The organism is Pseudomonas sp. R2-7-07 (assembly GCF_003852355.1).
Lineage (GTDB): Bacteria > Pseudomonadota > Gammaproteobacteria > Pseudomonadales > Pseudomonadaceae > Aquipseudomonas.
In genome coordinates this window covers 4673856-4690804 of the sequence record NZ_CP027759.1, presented here as the reverse complement: position 1 = coordinate 4690804, position 16949 = coordinate 4673856, and the positions used below count along the sequence as shown (strand labels likewise).

Below are 16949 nucleotides of genomic sequence, written 5' to 3'. Positions count from 1 at the left end.
AACCTTGGGCGGTTCTGTAAGATTTGCTCCCCTTTCCCGTGTCCGAGAGCGCCTCCCTTGCTGCAAAACATTCGTGTCGTCCTGGTCAATACCAGTCATCCCGGCAACATCGGCGGGGTGGCGCGAGCCATGAAAAACATGGGGCTGACGCGCCTGGTGCTGGTCGAGCCACGTGTGTTTCCGCACCACGAGGCCGATGCCCGCGCATCCGGTGCCAATGACATCCTGGAAAACGCCCAGGTTGTCGCCACCCTGGAAGATGCCCTGGTCGGCTGCAACCTGGTGCTCGGCACCAGCGCTCGTGATCGTCGCATTCCCTGGCCGCTGCTGGACCCGCGTGAGTGCGGTACCAAAGTGGTAGAAGAGGCGGCGGGCGGTGCAGAAATCGCGTTGGTATTTGGCCGTGAAGACTCCGGCCTGACCAATGAAGAGCTGCAGCGATGTCATTACCACGTGCACATTCCATCAGACCCTGAGTTCAGTTCGCTGAACCTCGGCGCGGCGGTGCAGGTGCTGACTTATGAAGTGCGCATGGCCTGGCTGGCGGCTGCCGGTCAGCCAAGCAAGATGGAGAAGGATGAGGTTGCATCGACCAAAAGTGGCGAGCTCGCCACCATGGACGAGCTGGAACGCTTCTATGAGCACCTGGAGCAAACCCTGGTGGCCATCGAGTTCCTCGATCCTGAAAAACCACGGCACTTGATGGCGCGCCTGCGTCGCCTTTACGGGCGCAGCTCGGTCAGCCGGGCGGAAATGAATATATTGCGTGGCATCCTCACGGAGACCCAGAAAGCGGCCCGTGGTGAGCTCCTTAAGCGGAAGGATTAAAAATGTTCGAGCGTTTGCGAGAAGATATCCAGAGTGTTTTCCACCGTGACCCGGCGGCGCGCAACGCCTTTGAAGTGCTGACCTGCTACCCGGGCATGCACGCGATCTGGATTCATCGCCTGTCCGGCGCCTTGTGGGGCATGGGCTGGAAATGGTTGGCGCGGTTGGTGTCGAACTTCGGGCGCTGGTTGACCGGGATCGAGATTCATCCGGGCGCCAAGGTCGGGCGTCGCTTCTTTATCGACCATGGCATGGGCATCGTGATTGGCGAGACGGCTGAGATTGGCGATGACGTGACCCTCTATCAGGGTGTCACCCTGGGCGGTACCACCTGGAATAAAGGCAAGCGCCACCCGACGCTGGGCGACGGCGTGGTGGTAGGTGCGGGCGCCAAGGTACTCGGCCCGTTCACCGTAGGCGCCGGTGCCAAGGTGGGCTCCAATGCGGTGGTGACCAAGGCAGTGCCGCCCGGTGCCACGGTTGTGGGCATTCCTGGACGGATCATCGTCAAGCCGGAAGTGGGCGACGAGCAGGAGGCCAAGCGTAAGGCCATGGCCGAAAAAATCGGCTTCGATGCCTACGGCGTCAGTGAAGACATGCCCGACCCGGTGGCGCGCGCCATCGGCCAGTTGCTTGACCACCTGCAAGCGGTGGACGGCAAGCTGGACGGGATGTGCGGCGCGCTGAAGGAATTGGGCAGCAGCTACTGCGCAAAAGACCTGCCTGAGCTGCGCGAAGAAGACTTCGCCGAGATCAAGAGCGAAGCGGCCACCAAGGCCAGCTGAGGTCTAAGACCCGCCGCAATAACCCTGTGGGAGGGGGCTTGCTCCCGATAGCAGAGTGTCAGCCACCAGAGTTTTGGCTGATCCACTGCTATCGGGAGCAAGCCCCCTCCCACATTTTGATCTGCATTGGTCTGGGAATTTCTGCCAAACCCTGTTCCTGCTGTTCGCTTCCACCCCATCCTGCTATGATTCGCGCGCCCTTTTTACGGGTAATCCTGACTAAAGTACTAGGTCTTATAGTTGACTTAAATACTCGGGAATCGCATACTTGCTCCCATTCTGAAACACCTTGGTACTTGTCCATGAGACTGACTACAAAAGGCCGATACGCGGTGACTGCCATGCTTGACTTGGCTTTGCACGCGCAAACTGGGCCGGTGTCCCTGGCCGATATCTCCGAGCGCCAAGGCATTTCCCTGTCTTACCTCGAGCAGCTGTTCGCCAAATTGCGTCGTAGCAACCTGGTTTCCAGCGTGCGGGGGCCAGGTGGTGGCTATCAGTTGTCCCGCGACATGCAGGGCATTCAGGTGGCCCAGGTGATCGATGCGGTCAACGAATCCGTCGACGCCACCAAATGCCAGGGCTTGGGTGACTGCCACGCCGGCGACACCTGCCTCACACACCACTTGTGGTGTGACTTGAGCCTGCAGATCCATGAGTTTTTGAGTGGTATCAGCTTGGCTGATCTTGTGACTCGCCGTGAGGTGCAAGAAGTAGCCCAGCGTCAGGACCAGCGCCGTTGCAACACCAAGGCGCCGCGTCTGGACAAGATCGAAGCGTCCGCCGTCGAGTGACAGCCGCAGAGCTAACGGCACGCCAGCCAGCCTGATTTAGGAGAAAGTCCATGAAATTGCCGATTTACCTTGATTACTCAGCGACCACCCCGGTTGATCCGCGTGTCGCGCAAAAAATGAGCGAATGCCTGCTGGTTGACGGAAACTTCGGCAACCCGGCCTCCCGTTCCCACGTGTTCGGCTGGAAAGCCGAGGAAGCGGTCGAGAACGCTCGGCGCCAGGTCGCCGACCTGGTTGGCGCAGACCCGCGCGAAATCGTCTGGACCTCCGGTGCCACCGAGTCCGACAATCTGGCAATCAAGGGCGCGGCGCATTTCTATGCGACCAAGGGCAAGCACCTGATCACCACCAAGATTGAGCACAAGGCTGTCCTCGACACCATGCGCCAACTGGAGCGTGAAGGTTTTGAGGTCACCTACCTCGAGCCGACCACCGACGGTATCGTCACCCCGGCCATGATCGAAGCCGCGTTGCGTGAAGACACCATCCTGGTTTCGGTGATTCACGTGAACAACGAAATCGGCACCATCAACGACATCGAAGCGATTGGCGAACTGACCCGCTCCAAGGGCATTCTGCTGCACGTCGACGCCGCTCAGTCCACCGGCAAGGTCGACATCGACCTGTCCAAGCTGAAAGTCGACCTGATGTCGTTCTCGGCCCACAAGACCTACGGCCCTAAAGGCATCGGCGCGCTGTACGTGAGCCGCAAGCCTCGGGTGCGTATCGAAGCGACCATGCATGGCGGCGGTCACGAGCGCGGCATGCGTTCCGGCACCCTGGCGACCCACCAGATCGTCGGCATGGGCGAAGCCTTCCGCGTCGCCAAGGAAGACATGGCGGCCGAAAACGTGCGCATCAAGGCGCTGAGCGATCGCTTCTACAAGCAGGTCGAGAACCTTGAAGAGCTGTACATCAACGGCAGCATGACCGCCCGCGTACCGCACAACCTGAATTTGAGCTTCAACTACGTCGAAGGCGAGTCGCTGATCATGGCGCTCAAGGACCTGGCGGTATCGTCCGGTTCGGCCTGCACCTCGGCGTCCCTTGAGCCTTCGTATGTATTGCGCGCCCTGGGCCGCAACGACGAACTGGCACACAGCTCGATCCGCTTTACCTTCGGCCGCTTCACCACTGAAGAGCAAGTCGACTACGCCGCGCAGAAAGTCTGCGAAGCCGTCAACAAGCTGCGCGTTCTGTCGCCGCTGTGGGACATGTACAAAGACGGTGTCGACATTTCCAAGATCGAGTGGGCGGCACACTAAATATAGAAGCCGCCACCCAAGCTCTGTAGGAACGTGGCGGAAAACGCAGGCGTTTCTACAGGGTTCCAGAGCGGCCCTGATGAGTGAGGATTCAGTACCATGGCTTACAGCGAAAAGGTCATCGACCACTACGAAAACCCGCGCAACGTCGGCAAGATGAACGCGGAAGATCCTGATGTCGGCACTGGCATGGTTGGCGCTCCGGCGTGCGGCGATGTGATGCGCCTGCAGATCAAGGTCAACGACGCTGGCGTTATCGAAGACGCCAAGTTCAAGACCTACGGCTGCGGTTCGGCCATCGCCTCCAGCTCCCTGGCGACCGAATGGATGAAAGGCAAGACCCTGGATGAGGCTGTCACCATCAGCAACACCCAGCTGGCCGAAGAACTGGCCCTGCCGCCGGTGAAAATTCACTGCTCGGTACTCGCCGAAGACGCCATCAAGGCGGCCGTTCGCGACTACAAGCAGAAGAAAGGCTTGATCTAAGTATTTGGCGACGAGTAAGGAGTCAACGATGGCTATCAGCATGACAGAAGCGGCTGCGCAGCACATTCGCCGCTCCCTGAATGGGCGCGGTAAAGGTGAGGGGATTCGTCTGGGTGTTCGCACCACGGGCTGTTCCGGCCTTGCCTACGTGCTGGAGTTTGTCGACGAGGTGGTTGAAGAGGATCAGGTGTTCGAAAGTCACGGCGAGAAAGTGATCATCGACCCAAAGAGCCTGACCTACCTGGACGGTACCGAGCTCGATTTCGTCAAGGAAGGGTTGAACGAAGGCTTCAAGTTCAACAACCCCAACGTACGCGGTGAATGTGGCTGCGGCGAAAGCTTCAACATCTGAGGCTTCTTGTGGGTACTCCTTGTCATTTCGCTTTATTCGAGTTGCAACCGAGCTTTCGGCTGGACCTCGAGCAGCTTGCCACGCGCTATCGAGAATTGGCGCGTGGCGTGCATCCGGACCGTTTCGCTGACGCTTCCGAGCGTGAGCAGCGCTTGGCGCTGGAGCAATCGGCCAGCCTCAACGAAGCCTATCAGACGCTGAAAAGCCCCCCCAAGCGCGCGCGTTATTTGCTTGCGATGAAGGGCGGTGAGTTGCCGATGGAAGTCACCGTGCATGACCCGGACTTCCTGATGCAGCAGATGCAGTGGCGCGAAGAACTTGAAGAGTTGCAGGACGAAGCCGATGTGGCTGGCGTCGCGGTCTTCAAACGGCGTCTGAAAACCGCCCAGGATGAGCTCAACGAAAGCTTCGCAGCCTGTTGGGATGATGCGGCGCAACGTGAGCAGGCCGAGCGCCTGATGCGGCGCATGCAGTTTCTCGACAAGCTCACCTACGAAGTGCGCCAGCTAGAAGAGCGCCTCGACGATTAACCCAGTGCTGCCCGTGATGCACGCCTGATAGACAGATAAGACCTGATTACCATGGCTCTACTGCAAATCGCCGAACCCGGCCAAAGCCCTCAACCACACCAGCGTCGCCTGGCGGTCGGGATTGACCTGGGCACCACCAATTCCCTGGTCGCCGCCTTGCGCAGCGGCCTGTCCGAGCCACTGCCCGATGCCGATGGCCAGGTGATCCTGCCATCCGCCGTGCGTTATCACGCCGACCGCATCGAAGTGGGCGAGTCGGCCAAGCTGGCAGCGTCTACCGACCCCTTGAACACCGTGTTGTCGGTCAAGCGCTTGATGGGTCGTGGGTTGTCCGACGTCAAGCAATTGGGCGACCAGCTGCCGTACCGCTTTGTCGGCGGCGAATCCCATATGCCGTTCATCGACACCGTCCAAGGCCCGAAAAGCCCGGTGGAAGTGTCAGCCGATATCCTCAAGGTGCTGCGCCAACGTGCGGAAACCACCTTGGGCGGCGAACTGGTTGGTGCGGTGATCACCGTTCCGGCGTATTTCGATGACGCGCAGCGCCAAGCCACCAAGGACGCGGCCAAACTCGCCGGTCTGAACGTGCTGCGCCTGCTCAACGAGCCGACCGCGGCTGCCGTGGCTTACGGCCTGGATCAGCATGCTGAAGGCCTGGTCGCGATTTATGACCTGGGAGGCGGCACCTTTGATATTTCAATCCTGCGCCTGACCGGCGGCGTCTTTGAAGTGCTGGCGACCGGCGGCGACAGCGCCCTCGGCGGTGACGATTTTGATCACGCCATCGCGAGCTGGATCATCAGCAGTGCGGGCTTGTCTGCCGACCTGGACCCGGGTGCACAGCGCAGCCTGCTGCAAACCGCCTGCGCCGCCAAGGAAGCGCTGACGGATGCTGCAACTGTTGAAGTTTCCTACGGCACCTGGTCAGCCCAACTGACGCGCGAAGCCTTCGATGCGTTGATCGAACCCATGGTCGCCCGCAGCCTGAAAGCCTGCCGCCGGGCGGTGCGAGATTCCGGTATCGAACTGGAAGACGTCGGTGCCGTGGTCATGGTGGGCGGTTCCACCCGTGTTCCGCGCGTGCGTGAAGCCGTCGCCCAAGCCTTTGGCCGCCAGCCGCTGACCGAAATCGATCCGGACCAAGTCGTCGCCATTGGCGCCGCGATCCAGGCCGATACCCTGGCCGGCAACAAGCGCGATGGTGGCGAATTGCTGCTGCTTGATGTGATTCCGTTGTCCCTGGGCCTGGAAACCATGGGCGGCCTGATGGAAAAGGTGATTCCACGCAACACCACCATTCCCGTCGCCCGTGCTCAGGACTTCACCACGTACAAAGATGGCCAGGCGGCCATGATGATCCATGTGCTGCAAGGCGAGCGCGAGCTGATCAGCGACTGCCGCTCCCTGGCGCGCTTTGAATTGCGCGGTATCCCGGCCATGGTGGCGGGCGCGGCGAAGATTCGCGTGACCTTCCAGGTGGACGCCGACGGCCTGCTCAGCGTGGCTGCGCGCGAGTTGGCCTCAGGCGTTGAAGCCAGCATTCAGGTCAAGCCGTCCTACGGGCTGACTGACGGCGAAATCGCCAAGATGCTCAAGGACTCGTTCCAATATGCCAGCGACGACAAGGTCGCCCGCGTGTTGCGTGAGCAGCAAGTCGACGCCCAGCGCCTGCTCGAAGCGGTGCAGGGCGCCCTTGAGGCTGACGGCGAGCGCCTGTTGGATGCCGAAGAGCGCATGGTCATTGACCTGCAGATGCAGGAACTGGCCGAACTCATGAAAGGCACCGATGGTTACGCCATCGAGCAGCAGACCAAGCGTCTGTCGCAAGTGACCGATGCCTTTGCCGCCCGTCGTATGGACCAGTCGGTAAAAGCCGCCCTGGCGGGCCGCAACCTGAATGAACTTGAGGATTAACTGATGCCGCAGATCATTTTTCTGCCACACGCCGAGCATTGCCCGGATGGTATGGTCGTGGAGGCTGAGACCGGCAAGTCCATCCTTGAAGTCGCCCACGATAACCACATCGAGATCGAAAGCGCCTGCGGCGGTGTGTGTGCCTGCACCACCTGCCACTGCATCATCCGCGAAGGCTTCAACAGCCTGGAAGAGGCCGATGAGCTGGAAGAGGACTTCCTTGACCGCGCCTGGGGCCTGGAAGCGACTTCTCGTCTGAGCTGTCAGGCCAAGGTCGGCACTGAAGACATCACTGTCGAAATCCCGAAATATTCGCTCAACCATGCGGCCGAAGCGCCGCATTGATTCAAGGAAATGTCATGAGCCTGAAATGGGTTGATGTACAAGAAATCGCTATACAGCTTGCTGAAGCTCATCCCGAGGTCAATCCTCTTACGGTGAACTTCGTCAAGCTGCGCAACCTCGTAATGGAGCTGCCGGACTTCGACGACATCCCCGACCGGGGTGGCGAGAAGGTTCTGGAGGCGATTCAGGGCCTGTGGATCGAAGAAGCAGACTGAGCCGCCTTTACGCAGTTAGGCAATACCCAATAACCCGCGTATAATTCGCGGGTTTAATTTTTCGTAAATTACCGTTTCTGGAGTTACACCATGGCTGTTCAACGTACTTTCTCCATCATCAAGCCTGACGCTGTTGCAAAAAACGTCATCGGCGAGATCACCACTCGTTTCGAAAAAGCCGGCCTGAAGGTTGTAGCTTCGAAACTCAAGCAACTGTCCAAGGCTGAAGCAGAAGGCTTCTACGCTGAGCACAGCGCTCGTGGCTTCTTCGGCGACCTGGTTGCCTTCATGATCTCCGGTCCTGTTGTTGTTCAGGTTCTGGAAGGCGAAAACGCTATCGCTCTGAACCGTGAGCTGATGGGCGCTACCAACCCTAAAGAAGCTGCTGCCGGCACCATCCGTGCTGACTTCGCTGAATCCATCGACGCCAACGCTGTACACGGTTCGGACTCCGAAGCCGCTGCTGCTCGCGAAATCTCGTACTTCTTCGCAGCTACCGAAGTAACCGCTCGCTAAGCATCGGCTTAAAGAGTGAGGGTGAATCCATGACAACATCGACTGTTAAAACCAACCTGCTGGGTCTGACTCAGCCGGAAATGGAGAAATTCTTCGACTCAATCGGGGAGAAGCGTTTCCGTGCCGGTCAGGTAATGAAGTGGATTCACCACTTTGGCGTCGACGATTTCGACGCCATGACGAACGTCAGCAAGGCCTTGCGCGACAAGCTCAAGGCCATTGCTGAGGTGCGTGGTCCCGAAGTAGTCAGCGAAGACATCTCCACCGACGGCACCCGTAAGTGGGTGGTGCGCGTGGCGTCCGGCAGCTGCGTCGAGACCGTATACATTCCCCAGGGCAAGCGCGGCACCTTATGCGTTTCGTCCCAGGCAGGCTGTGCCCTGGACTGCAGTTTCTGCTCCACCGGCAAGCAAGGCTTCAATAGCAACCTCACCGCCGCCGAAGTCATCGGCCAGGTGTGGATTGCCAACAAATCCTTTGGCAGCGTCCCGGCGACCGTCGACCGTGCCATCACCAACGTGGTGATGATGGGCATGGGTGAGCCGCTGCTGAACTTCGACAACGTGATTGCGGCCATGCACCTGATGATGGACGACCTGGGCTACGGCATTTCCAAGCGCCGTGTGACCCTGTCGACCTCCGGCGTGGTACCGATGATCGATGAGCTGGCGAAGCACATCGACGTTTCCCTGGCGTTGTCGCTGCACGCACCGAATGACGCATTGCGTAACCAATTGGTGCCGATCAACAAGAAGTATCCGCTTAAGATGCTGCTCGAATCTTGCCAGCGCTACATGGCGACTTTGGGCGAGAAGCGTGTGCTGACCATTGAGTACACCATGCTCAAGGACATCAACGACAAGGTCGAGCACGCGGTCGAGATGATCGAGCTGCTCAAGAACACCCCGTGCAAGATCAACCTGATTCCGTTCAACCCGTTTCCCCATTCTGGCTACGAGCGGCCGAGTAACAACGCCATCCGCCGTTTCCAGGATCAACTGCACCAGGCCGGCTACAACGTCACCGTCCGCACGACCCGCGGTGAAGACATCGACGCCGCCTGTGGCCAATTGGTAGGGCAGGTGCTGGATCGCACCCGTCGCAGTGAGCGTTACATCGCCGTGCGTGAGTTGAGCGCCGCCGACGATGCACCGCAAAGCGCTGCAAATCGAAACTGAGAGAGGACCTCTATGCCCTTGCGCCTTGCGCTGCTGTTGCTTGTTACCGGTCTCGCGACCGGTTGTGTTTCATCGGGCCATGACAGCCCTTTGCAAACCGGCAAGGGCCGTGACGCGGCGCGAGCGGCCTATGTGCAACTGGGCTTGGGCTATCTGCAACAAGGCATGAACGAGCAGGCCAAGGTGCCCTTGAAAAAGGCCCTCGAGCTGGATGCCGACGATGCTGATGCCAATGCCGCGCTGGCGCTAGTGTTCAAGGCGCAGGCCGAGCCCGAGTTGGCCGATCAGTATTTCACCAAGGCGCTGGCTTCCCGTCCTGGCGACGCCCGGTTGCTGAACAACTACGGCAGCTTCCTGTTCGAGCAGAAGCGTTATGAGCAGGCTGCCGTTTATTTCCGGCAGGCCAGTAGCGATACCCTTTATCCTGAGCGTTCGCGTGTGTTCGAGAACCTTGGGGTGACGTCGGTACACCTCGGCCAGCGCGAGCTGGCGCGTCAGCAACTGGAAAAAGCCCTGCTCCTGAACGCTCGCCAACCACGCGCTTTGCTTGAAATGGCTGAGTTGTCTTACGAAGACAGGCATTATGTGCCGGCACGCGACTATTACGAGCGTTTCAGCCGGCTCAGCGGGCACAATGCACGTAGTCTGTTGCTCGGTGTGCGCCTGGCGACGGTTCATGAAGAACGCGACACGGCCGCACGTTTTGGCCAGCAACTCGAACGACTCTATCCCGGTACGCCGGAATATCAGCAATACCTGTCGGAGCAATGATGAAAGCCGCGCACCCGGAAGTTGTAGCAGCTAATCGCGTCAACCCAGGCGAGACCTTGCGTCAGGCCCGCGAAAGCAATGGTTGGTCGCTGGCGGAAGTGGCCCTCAAGCTCAATTTGACCAGCACCTCCCTGGCCAACCTGGAGGCTGGCGCGTTCGACAAACTGCCTGGGCACACGTTTGCCCGCGGCTATATCCGTGCCTATGCCAAATTGCTGGGCATCGACCAGACCGCGTTGGTCCAGGCGTTCGACCAGTACACCGGCACCGACTCCCAGGGCAGTAACGTCCATGGCCTTGGGCGTATCGAAGAGCCCACTCGGGTTTCCCACACGATTTTGCGCATTGTCAGCCTGTTGCTATTGATTGCGGTGATCGGCGGTGGCTTCGTCTGGTGGCAAGACCAGGCCTCCCAGCGCAATAAAGACCTGACCAGCAACGCGCTGGAACACGTCGAAGTCGAAAGCGCCGATGGCACCACCCAGATTCATCCGCTGGATGAGCCGGAAGACCAGGCGGTTGCCGAATCACAAGCCGCGCCAGAAGCGCCTGCCCCCGTCGAACAGCCGGCTCCAGACGCCGCCAGCGCACCTGCTGCGACTGCGACCGTACCCGCTCCGGCTCCAGCAGCGCCTGTCGCCCAAGCCCCTGCACCAGCCGCTCCGGCACAGGCGCCTGCACCGGCTGCGCCCGCCATTTCGCCGCCCACCACGCCTGCGTTGATCGCCGGTGACGGGCGCGTACAGATCACCTTCGTTGCCGACTGCTGGACGCAAGTCACCGATGGCAACGGCAAAGTGCTGTTCAGCGGCCTCAAGCGTAAGGGAGATACGCTTGACCAGGGCGGCAAGCCTCCTTTGACGCTGCGTCTGGGCTTCGCCCGTGGCGCGCAAGTGGCCTACAACGGCCAGCCTGTGGACGTGGCGCCGTTCACCAGTGGCGAGACAGCTCGCCTCAAGTTGGGACAATAGTCATGCACGGCGAATCTCCAATCAAACGTCGCGTATCGCGCAAGATCTGGGTCGGCTCGGTGCCGGTGGGCGGCGATGCCCCCATCGCGGTGCAGAGCATGACCAACAGCGACACCAATGACGTGGCCGCCACCGTCGCCCAGATCAATCGTCTGGAAGCGGCCGGCGTGGACATCGTGCGGGTTTCCGTACCGGACATGGACGCTGCTGAAGCGTTCGGCCGTATCAAGCAATTGGTCAAGGTGCCACTGGTTGCCGACATTCACTTCGATTACAGGATCGCATTGCGCGTAGCCGAATTGGGTGTGGACTGCCTGCGCATCAACCCGGGCAACATCGGTCGTGAAGACCGTGTGCGCGCTGTGGTCGATGCGGCCCGTGATCGCGGCATCCCCATCCGCATCGGCGTTAACGCCGGGTCGCTGGAAAAAGACCTGCAAAAGAAATACGGCGAGCCGACCCCGGCGGCGCTGGTCGAGTCGGCCCTGCGCCATGTTGAACACCTCGAACGCCTGAATTTCCAGGACTTCAAGGTCAGCGTAAAGGCTTCCGACGTGTTCATGGCCGTAGAAGCCTACCGCCTGCTGGCCAAGGAAATCGTGCAGCCATTGCACCTGGGCATCACTGAAGCGGGCGGTTTACGTTCAGGCACAGTGAAATCTGCGGTGGGTCTCGGTATGCTGCTTGCCGAAGGGATTGGCGATACTATCCGCATCTCCCTGGCGGCAGACCCCGTAGAGGAAGTGAAGGTCGGTTACGACATTCTCAAATCCCTGCGTTTGCGTTCCCGTGGCATCAACTTCATTGCCTGTCCGAGCTGCTCGCGACAGAACTTCGACGTGGTGAAAACCATGAACGACCTGGAGTTGCGTCTCGAAGACCTGCTGGTGCCGCTGGATGTGGCGGTGATCGGTTGCGTGGTCAACGGACCGGGCGAGGCCAAAGAGGCGCATGTGGGCTTGACCGGCGGTACGCCGAACCTGATTTATATCGACGGCAAGCCGTCGCAGAAATTGACGAATGACAATCTGGTGGATGAGCTGGAAAAGCTGATCCGCCAGAAAGCGGCCGAAAAGGTCGCCGCTGATGCAGCGCTGATCGCTCGCGGCTGATTGAACGAATTTAAGGATTTGATGTGAGCAAGTCTCTGCAAGCCATTCGTGGCATGAACGACATCCTGCCGGAGCAGACGCCACTGTGGCGCTATTTCGAGAGCACGGTCGCGCGCCTGCTGGATAACTACGGTTACAAGCAGATTCGTATGCCGATCGTTGAATTCACCGAGCTGTTCAAGCGCTCCATCGGTGAAGTGACCGACATCGTCGAAAAAGAGATGTACACCTTTGAAGACCGTAACGGCGACTCCCTGACCCTGCGTCCGGAAGGCACCGCCGCGTGCGTTCGCGCTGTGCTGGAGCATGGCATCACCGGTGGCGGCCAGACCCAGAAACTGTGGTACATCGGCCCGATGTTCCGCCACGAACGTCCGCAGAAAGGCCGTTATCGCCAGTTCCACCAGATCGGTTGCGAAGTCTTCAACCTGGACGGCCCGGACATTGACGCCGAACTGATCGTTCTGACCTGGCGCCTGTGGGGCCAGTTGGGCATCCGCGACGCGGTCAAGCTCGAGCTCAACAGCCTGGGCACCAGTGAATCCCGGGGCCGCTACCGGGTCGCCCTGGTGGAGTACCTGTCTGCCCACCTGGATAAATTGGACGAAGACAGCCAGCGCCGCCTGAAGACCAACCCGTTGCGCGTGCTTGATACCAAGAACGCCGACACCCAGGCCGTGCTGCTCGATGCGCCGAAAATGGCCGATTACCTGGACGAAGAATCCCGCACGCACTTCGAGGGCCTCAAGGCTCGCCTGGATGCGGCGGGTATCCCGTATGTGATCAACCCGAAGCTGGTGCGCGGCCTCGATTACTACAGCAAGACCGTGTTCGAATGGGTCACCGACAAACTCGGCGCCCAAGGCACCGTGTGTGCCGGTGGTCGTTACGACGGCCTGGTCGAGCAGATGGGCGGCAAGCCCACCGCAGGCGTGGGTTTCGCCATGGGCATCGAGCGGCTGATCCTGCTGCTGGAGACCCTGGAGCAAGTGCCCGAAGAGATTTCCCGTCAGGTGGACGTGTATCTTTGTGCTTTTGGCGAGGCCGCCGAACTGGCTGCGTTGGCCCTGAGCGAAAAAGTGCGTGACCAGCTGCCGAACCTGCGTCTGCAGATCAATGCCGGTGCGGGCAGCTTCAAGAGCCAGTTCAAGAAGGCCGACAAGAGCGGCGCGTTGTATGCGCTGATCCTCGGCGATGACGAATTGGCCCAGCAAGTGATAGGTTTCAAACCCCTGCGTGGTCAGGGCGAACAACAGAACATTGCCTTTGATGCGCTCGCTGCGCACCTGGCCACCTGCGTCGTGCAGGGTTGAAGCTGTCGAACAGCCGAATTTAGCGATTAAGGAGTATTGGGGTGTCGAGTACTGATGATGAGCAACTGGCCGAGTTCAAGGACTGGTGGCAGCGTAACGGCAAGCCCCTGGTTACTGGCGGTCTGCTGGCTTTAGTGGTGGTGTTCGGCTGGCAGGCCTGGACCAAGTATCAGGCCAACCAGTCCCAGGGCGCCTCGATCGTTTATCAGCAGTTGCTGGAAACTACCCTGACGCCGGACGGCAAGCCCGACCCTGCCCAAGTGGCAGACCTGGCCGGCAAGCTGAAGAACGAATTTGGCGGTACTGCCTACGCGCAGTACGGCAGCCTGTTCGTCGCGAAAGTCGCGGTCGACACCGGCAAGCTCGATGATGCAGCCACTGAACTCAAGGCCATCGCCGACAAACCGACCAACCCGACCCTGGGTGAAATCGCACGTCAGCGCCTGGCACAGGTGTTGGCTGCACAGAACAAGGCTGACGAAGCACTCAAACTGCTCGACGGCGATGCTGACAAGGCATTTGTAGCCACTCGCGAAGAGCTCAAGGGCGACCTGTTGGTCCAATTGGGTCGTACCGACGAAGCCAATGCTGCGTACCAAAAAGCCAAGGCGGCGCTGTCTGATGAAGCGGCGGTCGGTGGCTTACAAATCAAGCTGGACGACTTGGCCAAAGGGGATGCGTGACGTGATCCGTTGGAAACATGCAGCATTGCTGGCTCTGGCCGTTCTGGCCGCGGGTTGCAGCAGCAACAGTAAAAAAGAACTGCCGCCTGCGGAGCTGACCAGCTTCAAGGAAGAAGTGGTCCTGCAAAAGCAGTGGAGCCGCTCTATCGGTGACGGTCAGGGTGAAACCTACAACATGCTGGTACCGGCAATTGACGGTGACAACATTGTGGCCGCTGACGTCACTGGCATCGTGACCTCCATGGACCGCATGACCGGCGACGTGAAGTGGAAGAAAGACCTTGAGTTGCCTGTTTCCGGCGCCGTAGGCGTGGGTTACGGCATGGTCATGCTCGGCACGCTCAAGGGTGAGGTCGTGGCCCTGGATTCCAGCACCGGTGAAGAGAAATGGCGCGCTCGCGTGACCAGTGAAGTCCTCGCACCGCCTGCCACCAACGGCGATGTCGTCGTGGTGCAAACCCAGGATGACCGCGTGATCGGTCTGGACGCGACTACCGGCAACCAGCGCTGGTTGTACGACAGCACCCCGGCGGTGTTGACCTTGCGCGGTACCAGCGGTCCGATTGTGACCAACAATCTGGCCGTTGCGGGCCTGTCGACCGGTAAAGTGGTCGCCCTGAATACCCAGAATGGCGTGCCGGCCTGGGAAACCCGCGTGGCTATCCCGCAAGGTCGTTCCGAGTTGGATCGTGTGGTGGATATCGACGGCGGCCTGTTACTGTCCGGCGAGACCCTCTACGTCGCCACTTATCAGGGCCGTGTCGCGGCACTGGACCTGCAGAGCGGGCGGGTCAACTGGCAGCGTGATGCTTCCAGCTACGCCGGTGTCGCCCAAGGGTTTGGCAGCGTCTATGTGAGCCTGGCGTCCGGCACCGTTGAAAGTGTCGACGAGCGTTCCACCACGGCACTGTGGAGCAACGACTCCCTGGCTCGCCGTCAACTGTCGGCCCCGGAAGTCTTTTCCAGCTACGTGGCGGTCGGTGACTTCGAAGGCTACCTGCACCTGCTGAGCCAGGTGGACGGTCGCTTTGTAGGTCGCGAGCGTATCGACAGCGACGGCTTGCGTGCGCGTCCGCTGGTGGTGGGTAACATGCTTTATGTGTATGGCAACAGCGGCAAGCTGGAAGCCCTGACCATCAAGTAAGAACTATGCTTGGGGCTTAGCCCCTGGCAGCTTCACCTGTAGGAGCGAGCGTCATGTGGCGAGGGAGCTTGCTCCCGCTGGAGTGCGAAGCGCTCCCAAACTGGTCAAACAGGTGCATCTGATGCATCTCGGTCGAATGGTTTTGGGGCTGCTACGCAGCCCAGCGGGAGCAAGCTCCCTCGCCACGACAAGCTCGCTCCTACAGTCGAGCACCAGCCGCTGCCCTGCAGCGGCTTTTGTATTTTCTGAAATAACGAAGTGGAGAGCCGCATGGTTCCCGTAATTGCCCTGGTGGGCCGACCTAACGTCGGCAAGTCCACCTTGTTCAACCGCCTGACCAGGACTCGCGACGCCATCGTCGGCGACTTGTCCGGTCTTACCCGTGATCGCCAATACGGTGAGGCAAAGTGGCAAGGGCGCTCCTACATTATTGTCGACACCGGTGGTATCTCCGGTGACGAACATGGCATGGACGAAAAAATGGCCGAGCAGTCGCTGCTGGCCATTGAAGAAGCCGATGTCGTGTTGTTCCTGGTGGACGCCCGTGCGGGCTACACCGCTGCCGACCAGATGATTGGCGAGCACCTGCGCAAGCGCAACAAGCGTTCCTACCTGGTCGCGAACAAGATCGATAACATCGATCCTGAGGCGGCCCGTGCCGAATTCAGCCCGATGGGCCTGGGCGATGCGATCCCGGTTGCCGGTGCCCACGGTCGCGGCATCACGCAGATGCTGGAAATTGCCCTCAGCACCTTTCCCAAGGATGACGATGAGGAAGAAGAGGGTGAGGAGGAGATCGTCGCCGAAGGCGAGGAAGCCAAGCGCATTCCTGGCCCGAGCGAAAAAGACGGTATCAAGATCGCCATCATCGGCCGCCCTAACGTCGGCAAGTCGACCCTGGTCAACCGTATGCTCGGTGAAGACCGGGTAATCGTCTATGACGAACCCGGCACCACCCGTGACAGCATCTACATCCCGTTCGAGCGTAACGACGAGAAGTACACGCTGATCGACACCGCTGGTGTGCGCAAGCGCGGCAAGATCCACGAGGAAGTTGAAAAATTCTCCGTGGTCAAAACCCTGCAGGCTATCAAAGACGCCAACGTGGTGATCTTCGTGATGGACGCCCGCGAAGGCGTGGTGGACCACGACCTGAACCTGCTGGGCTTCGCCCTGGAAGCCGGTCGTGCGCTGGTGATCGCGATCAACAAGTGGGACGGCATGACGCCGAGCGAGCGCGATTTCGTCAAGATCGAGCTGCAGCGTCGCCTGTTCTTCGTTGAGTTCGCCGATATCCACTTCATCTCGGCACTGCACGGCACTGGCGTGGGCAACCTCTACGCCTCCGTACAGAACTCGTTCAAGTCAGCGGTCACCCGCTGGCCGACCAACCGCCTCACCCAGATCCTGGAAGACGCGGTGGGCGAGCACGCGCCGCCGATGGTCAACAACCGCCGCATCAAACTGCGTTACGCCCACTTGGGTGGTGCCAACCCGCCGATTATCGTGATCCACGGTAACCAGATCGAGAAGGTGCCCAAGTCCTATGTGCGTTACCTGGAAAACACCTACCGCCGTGTCTTGAAACTGGTCGGTACGCCGATCCGTATCGAGTTCAAGGGCGGCGAGAACCCATACGAAGGCAACAAGAACAGCCTTACCGACCGCCAGGTCAACAAGAAGCGTCGGATGATGACGCATCACAAGAAAGCCGATAAAAAGCGCCGCGACAAGCGCTGATATCGAC

The 16949-nt window shown here is 59.9% G+C and carries 19 protein-coding genes; all 19 read left to right on the top strand.

The window, feature by feature from the left end; genetic code table 11:
• Positions 1–57: 57 nt before the first annotated feature.
• The 19 genes from trmJ to der all read left to right on the top strand — a co-directional run bounded on the left by trmJ (position 58) and on the right by der (position 16942).
• Complete coding sequence (gene trmJ, locus C4J86_RS21495; protein ID WP_124364301.1) at positions 58–828, top strand: tRNA (cytosine(32)/uridine(32)-2'-O)-methyltransferase TrmJ; 771 nt, start codon at positions 58–60, stop codon at positions 826–828.
• Positions 829–830: 2 nt separating this feature from the next.
• A complete protein-coding gene (gene cysE / locus C4J86_RS21490; protein WP_124371767.1) occupies positions 831–1613 on the top strand; it encodes a serine O-acetyltransferase in 783 nt (260 codons plus the stop codon).
• A gap of 302 nt (positions 1614–1915) precedes the next feature.
• Complete coding sequence (gene iscR, locus C4J86_RS21485; RefSeq protein ID WP_003194020.1) at positions 1916–2407, top strand: Fe-S cluster assembly transcriptional regulator IscR; 492 nt, start codon at positions 1916–1918, stop codon at positions 2405–2407.
• Positions 2408–2457: 50 nt separating this feature from the next.
• Positions 2458–3672 (top strand): IscS subfamily cysteine desulfurase, encoded by a 1215-nt coding sequence (locus tag C4J86_RS21480; protein ID WP_057723964.1) that lies wholly within the window; start codon positions 2458–2460, stop codon positions 3670–3672.
• A gap of 99 nt (positions 3673–3771) precedes the next feature.
• Positions 3772–4158 (top strand): Fe-S cluster assembly scaffold IscU, encoded by a 387-nt coding sequence (iscU, locus tag C4J86_RS21475; protein WP_003175965.1) that lies wholly within the window; start codon positions 3772–3774, stop codon positions 4156–4158.
• Positions 4159–4186: 28 nt separating this feature from the next.
• The gene (gene iscA / locus C4J86_RS21470; protein ID WP_003209680.1) at positions 4187–4510 is read left to right on the top strand and encodes an iron-sulfur cluster assembly protein IscA; all 324 of its coding nucleotides are present in this window, start codon (positions 4187–4189) and stop codon (positions 4508–4510) included.
• A gap of 8 nt (positions 4511–4518) precedes the next feature.
• A complete protein-coding gene (gene hscB, locus C4J86_RS21465; RefSeq protein WP_014719822.1) occupies positions 4519–5040 on the top strand; it encodes a co-chaperone HscB in 522 nt (173 codons plus the stop codon).
• A 51-nt stretch (positions 5041–5091) separates the two neighbouring features.
• Positions 5092–6954, top strand: coding sequence for a Fe-S protein assembly chaperone HscA (gene hscA / locus C4J86_RS21460; protein WP_124371766.1), 1863 nt, complete (start codon positions 5092–5094; stop codon positions 6952–6954).
• A 3-nt stretch (positions 6955–6957) separates the two neighbouring features.
• Positions 6958–7299 (top strand): ISC system 2Fe-2S type ferredoxin, encoded by a 342-nt coding sequence (gene fdx / locus C4J86_RS21455; RefSeq protein WP_057723961.1) that lies wholly within the window; start codon positions 6958–6960, stop codon positions 7297–7299.
• Positions 7300–7313: 14 nt separating this feature from the next.
• Positions 7314–7514: a Fe-S cluster assembly protein IscX gene (iscX, locus tag C4J86_RS21450; protein ID WP_003238461.1), complete on the top strand. Its 201-nt coding sequence runs from the start codon at positions 7314–7316 to the stop codon at positions 7512–7514.
• 90 nt (positions 7515–7604) lie between these two features.
• On the top strand, positions 7605–8030 hold the full coding sequence (gene ndk / locus C4J86_RS21445; RefSeq protein WP_003175956.1) for a nucleoside-diphosphate kinase: 426 nt from the start codon (positions 7605–7607) through the stop codon (positions 8028–8030).
• Between the two features lie 29 nt (positions 8031–8059).
• Entirely contained in the window at positions 8060–9208 is a 1149-nt protein-coding gene (gene rlmN / locus C4J86_RS21440) for a 23S rRNA (adenine(2503)-C(2))-methyltransferase RlmN (RefSeq protein ID WP_124371765.1), read from the top strand.
• Positions 9209–9220: 12 nt separating this feature from the next.
• Entirely contained in the window at positions 9221–9979 is a 759-nt protein-coding gene (gene pilW, locus C4J86_RS21435; protein WP_124371764.1) for a type IV pilus biogenesis/stability protein PilW, read from the top strand.
• Positions 9979–10950: a RodZ family helix-turn-helix domain-containing protein gene (locus C4J86_RS21430; protein ID WP_124371763.1), complete on the top strand. Its 972-nt coding sequence runs from the start codon at positions 9979–9981 to the stop codon at positions 10948–10950. Before pilW ends, C4J86_RS21430 begins: the two co-directional genes overlap by 1 nt.
• Before the next feature lie 2 nt (positions 10951–10952).
• A complete protein-coding gene (gene ispG, locus C4J86_RS21425) occupies positions 10953–12062 on the top strand; it encodes a flavodoxin-dependent (E)-4-hydroxy-3-methylbut-2-enyl-diphosphate synthase (RefSeq protein ID WP_124368256.1) in 1110 nt (369 codons plus the stop codon).
• 23 nt (positions 12063–12085) lie between these two features.
• Positions 12086–13375, top strand: a complete 1290-nt coding sequence (gene hisS / locus C4J86_RS21420) for a histidine--tRNA ligase (RefSeq protein WP_124368255.1) — start codon at positions 12086–12088, stop codon at positions 13373–13375.
• A 41-nt stretch (positions 13376–13416) separates the two neighbouring features.
• The gene (locus tag C4J86_RS21415; protein WP_124364292.1) at positions 13417–14058 is read left to right on the top strand and encodes a YfgM family protein; all 642 of its coding nucleotides are present in this window, start codon (positions 13417–13419) and stop codon (positions 14056–14058) included.
• Complete coding sequence (gene bamB, locus C4J86_RS21410; protein ID WP_124364291.1) at positions 14051–15202, top strand: outer membrane protein assembly factor BamB; 1152 nt, start codon at positions 14051–14053, stop codon at positions 15200–15202. Before C4J86_RS21415 ends, bamB begins: the two co-directional genes overlap by 8 nt.
• 270 nt (positions 15203–15472) lie before the next feature.
• Positions 15473–16942: a ribosome biogenesis GTPase Der gene (gene der, locus C4J86_RS21405; protein ID WP_076949869.1), complete on the top strand. Its 1470-nt coding sequence runs from the start codon at positions 15473–15475 to the stop codon at positions 16940–16942.
• Positions 16943–16949 lie beyond the last annotated feature (7 nt).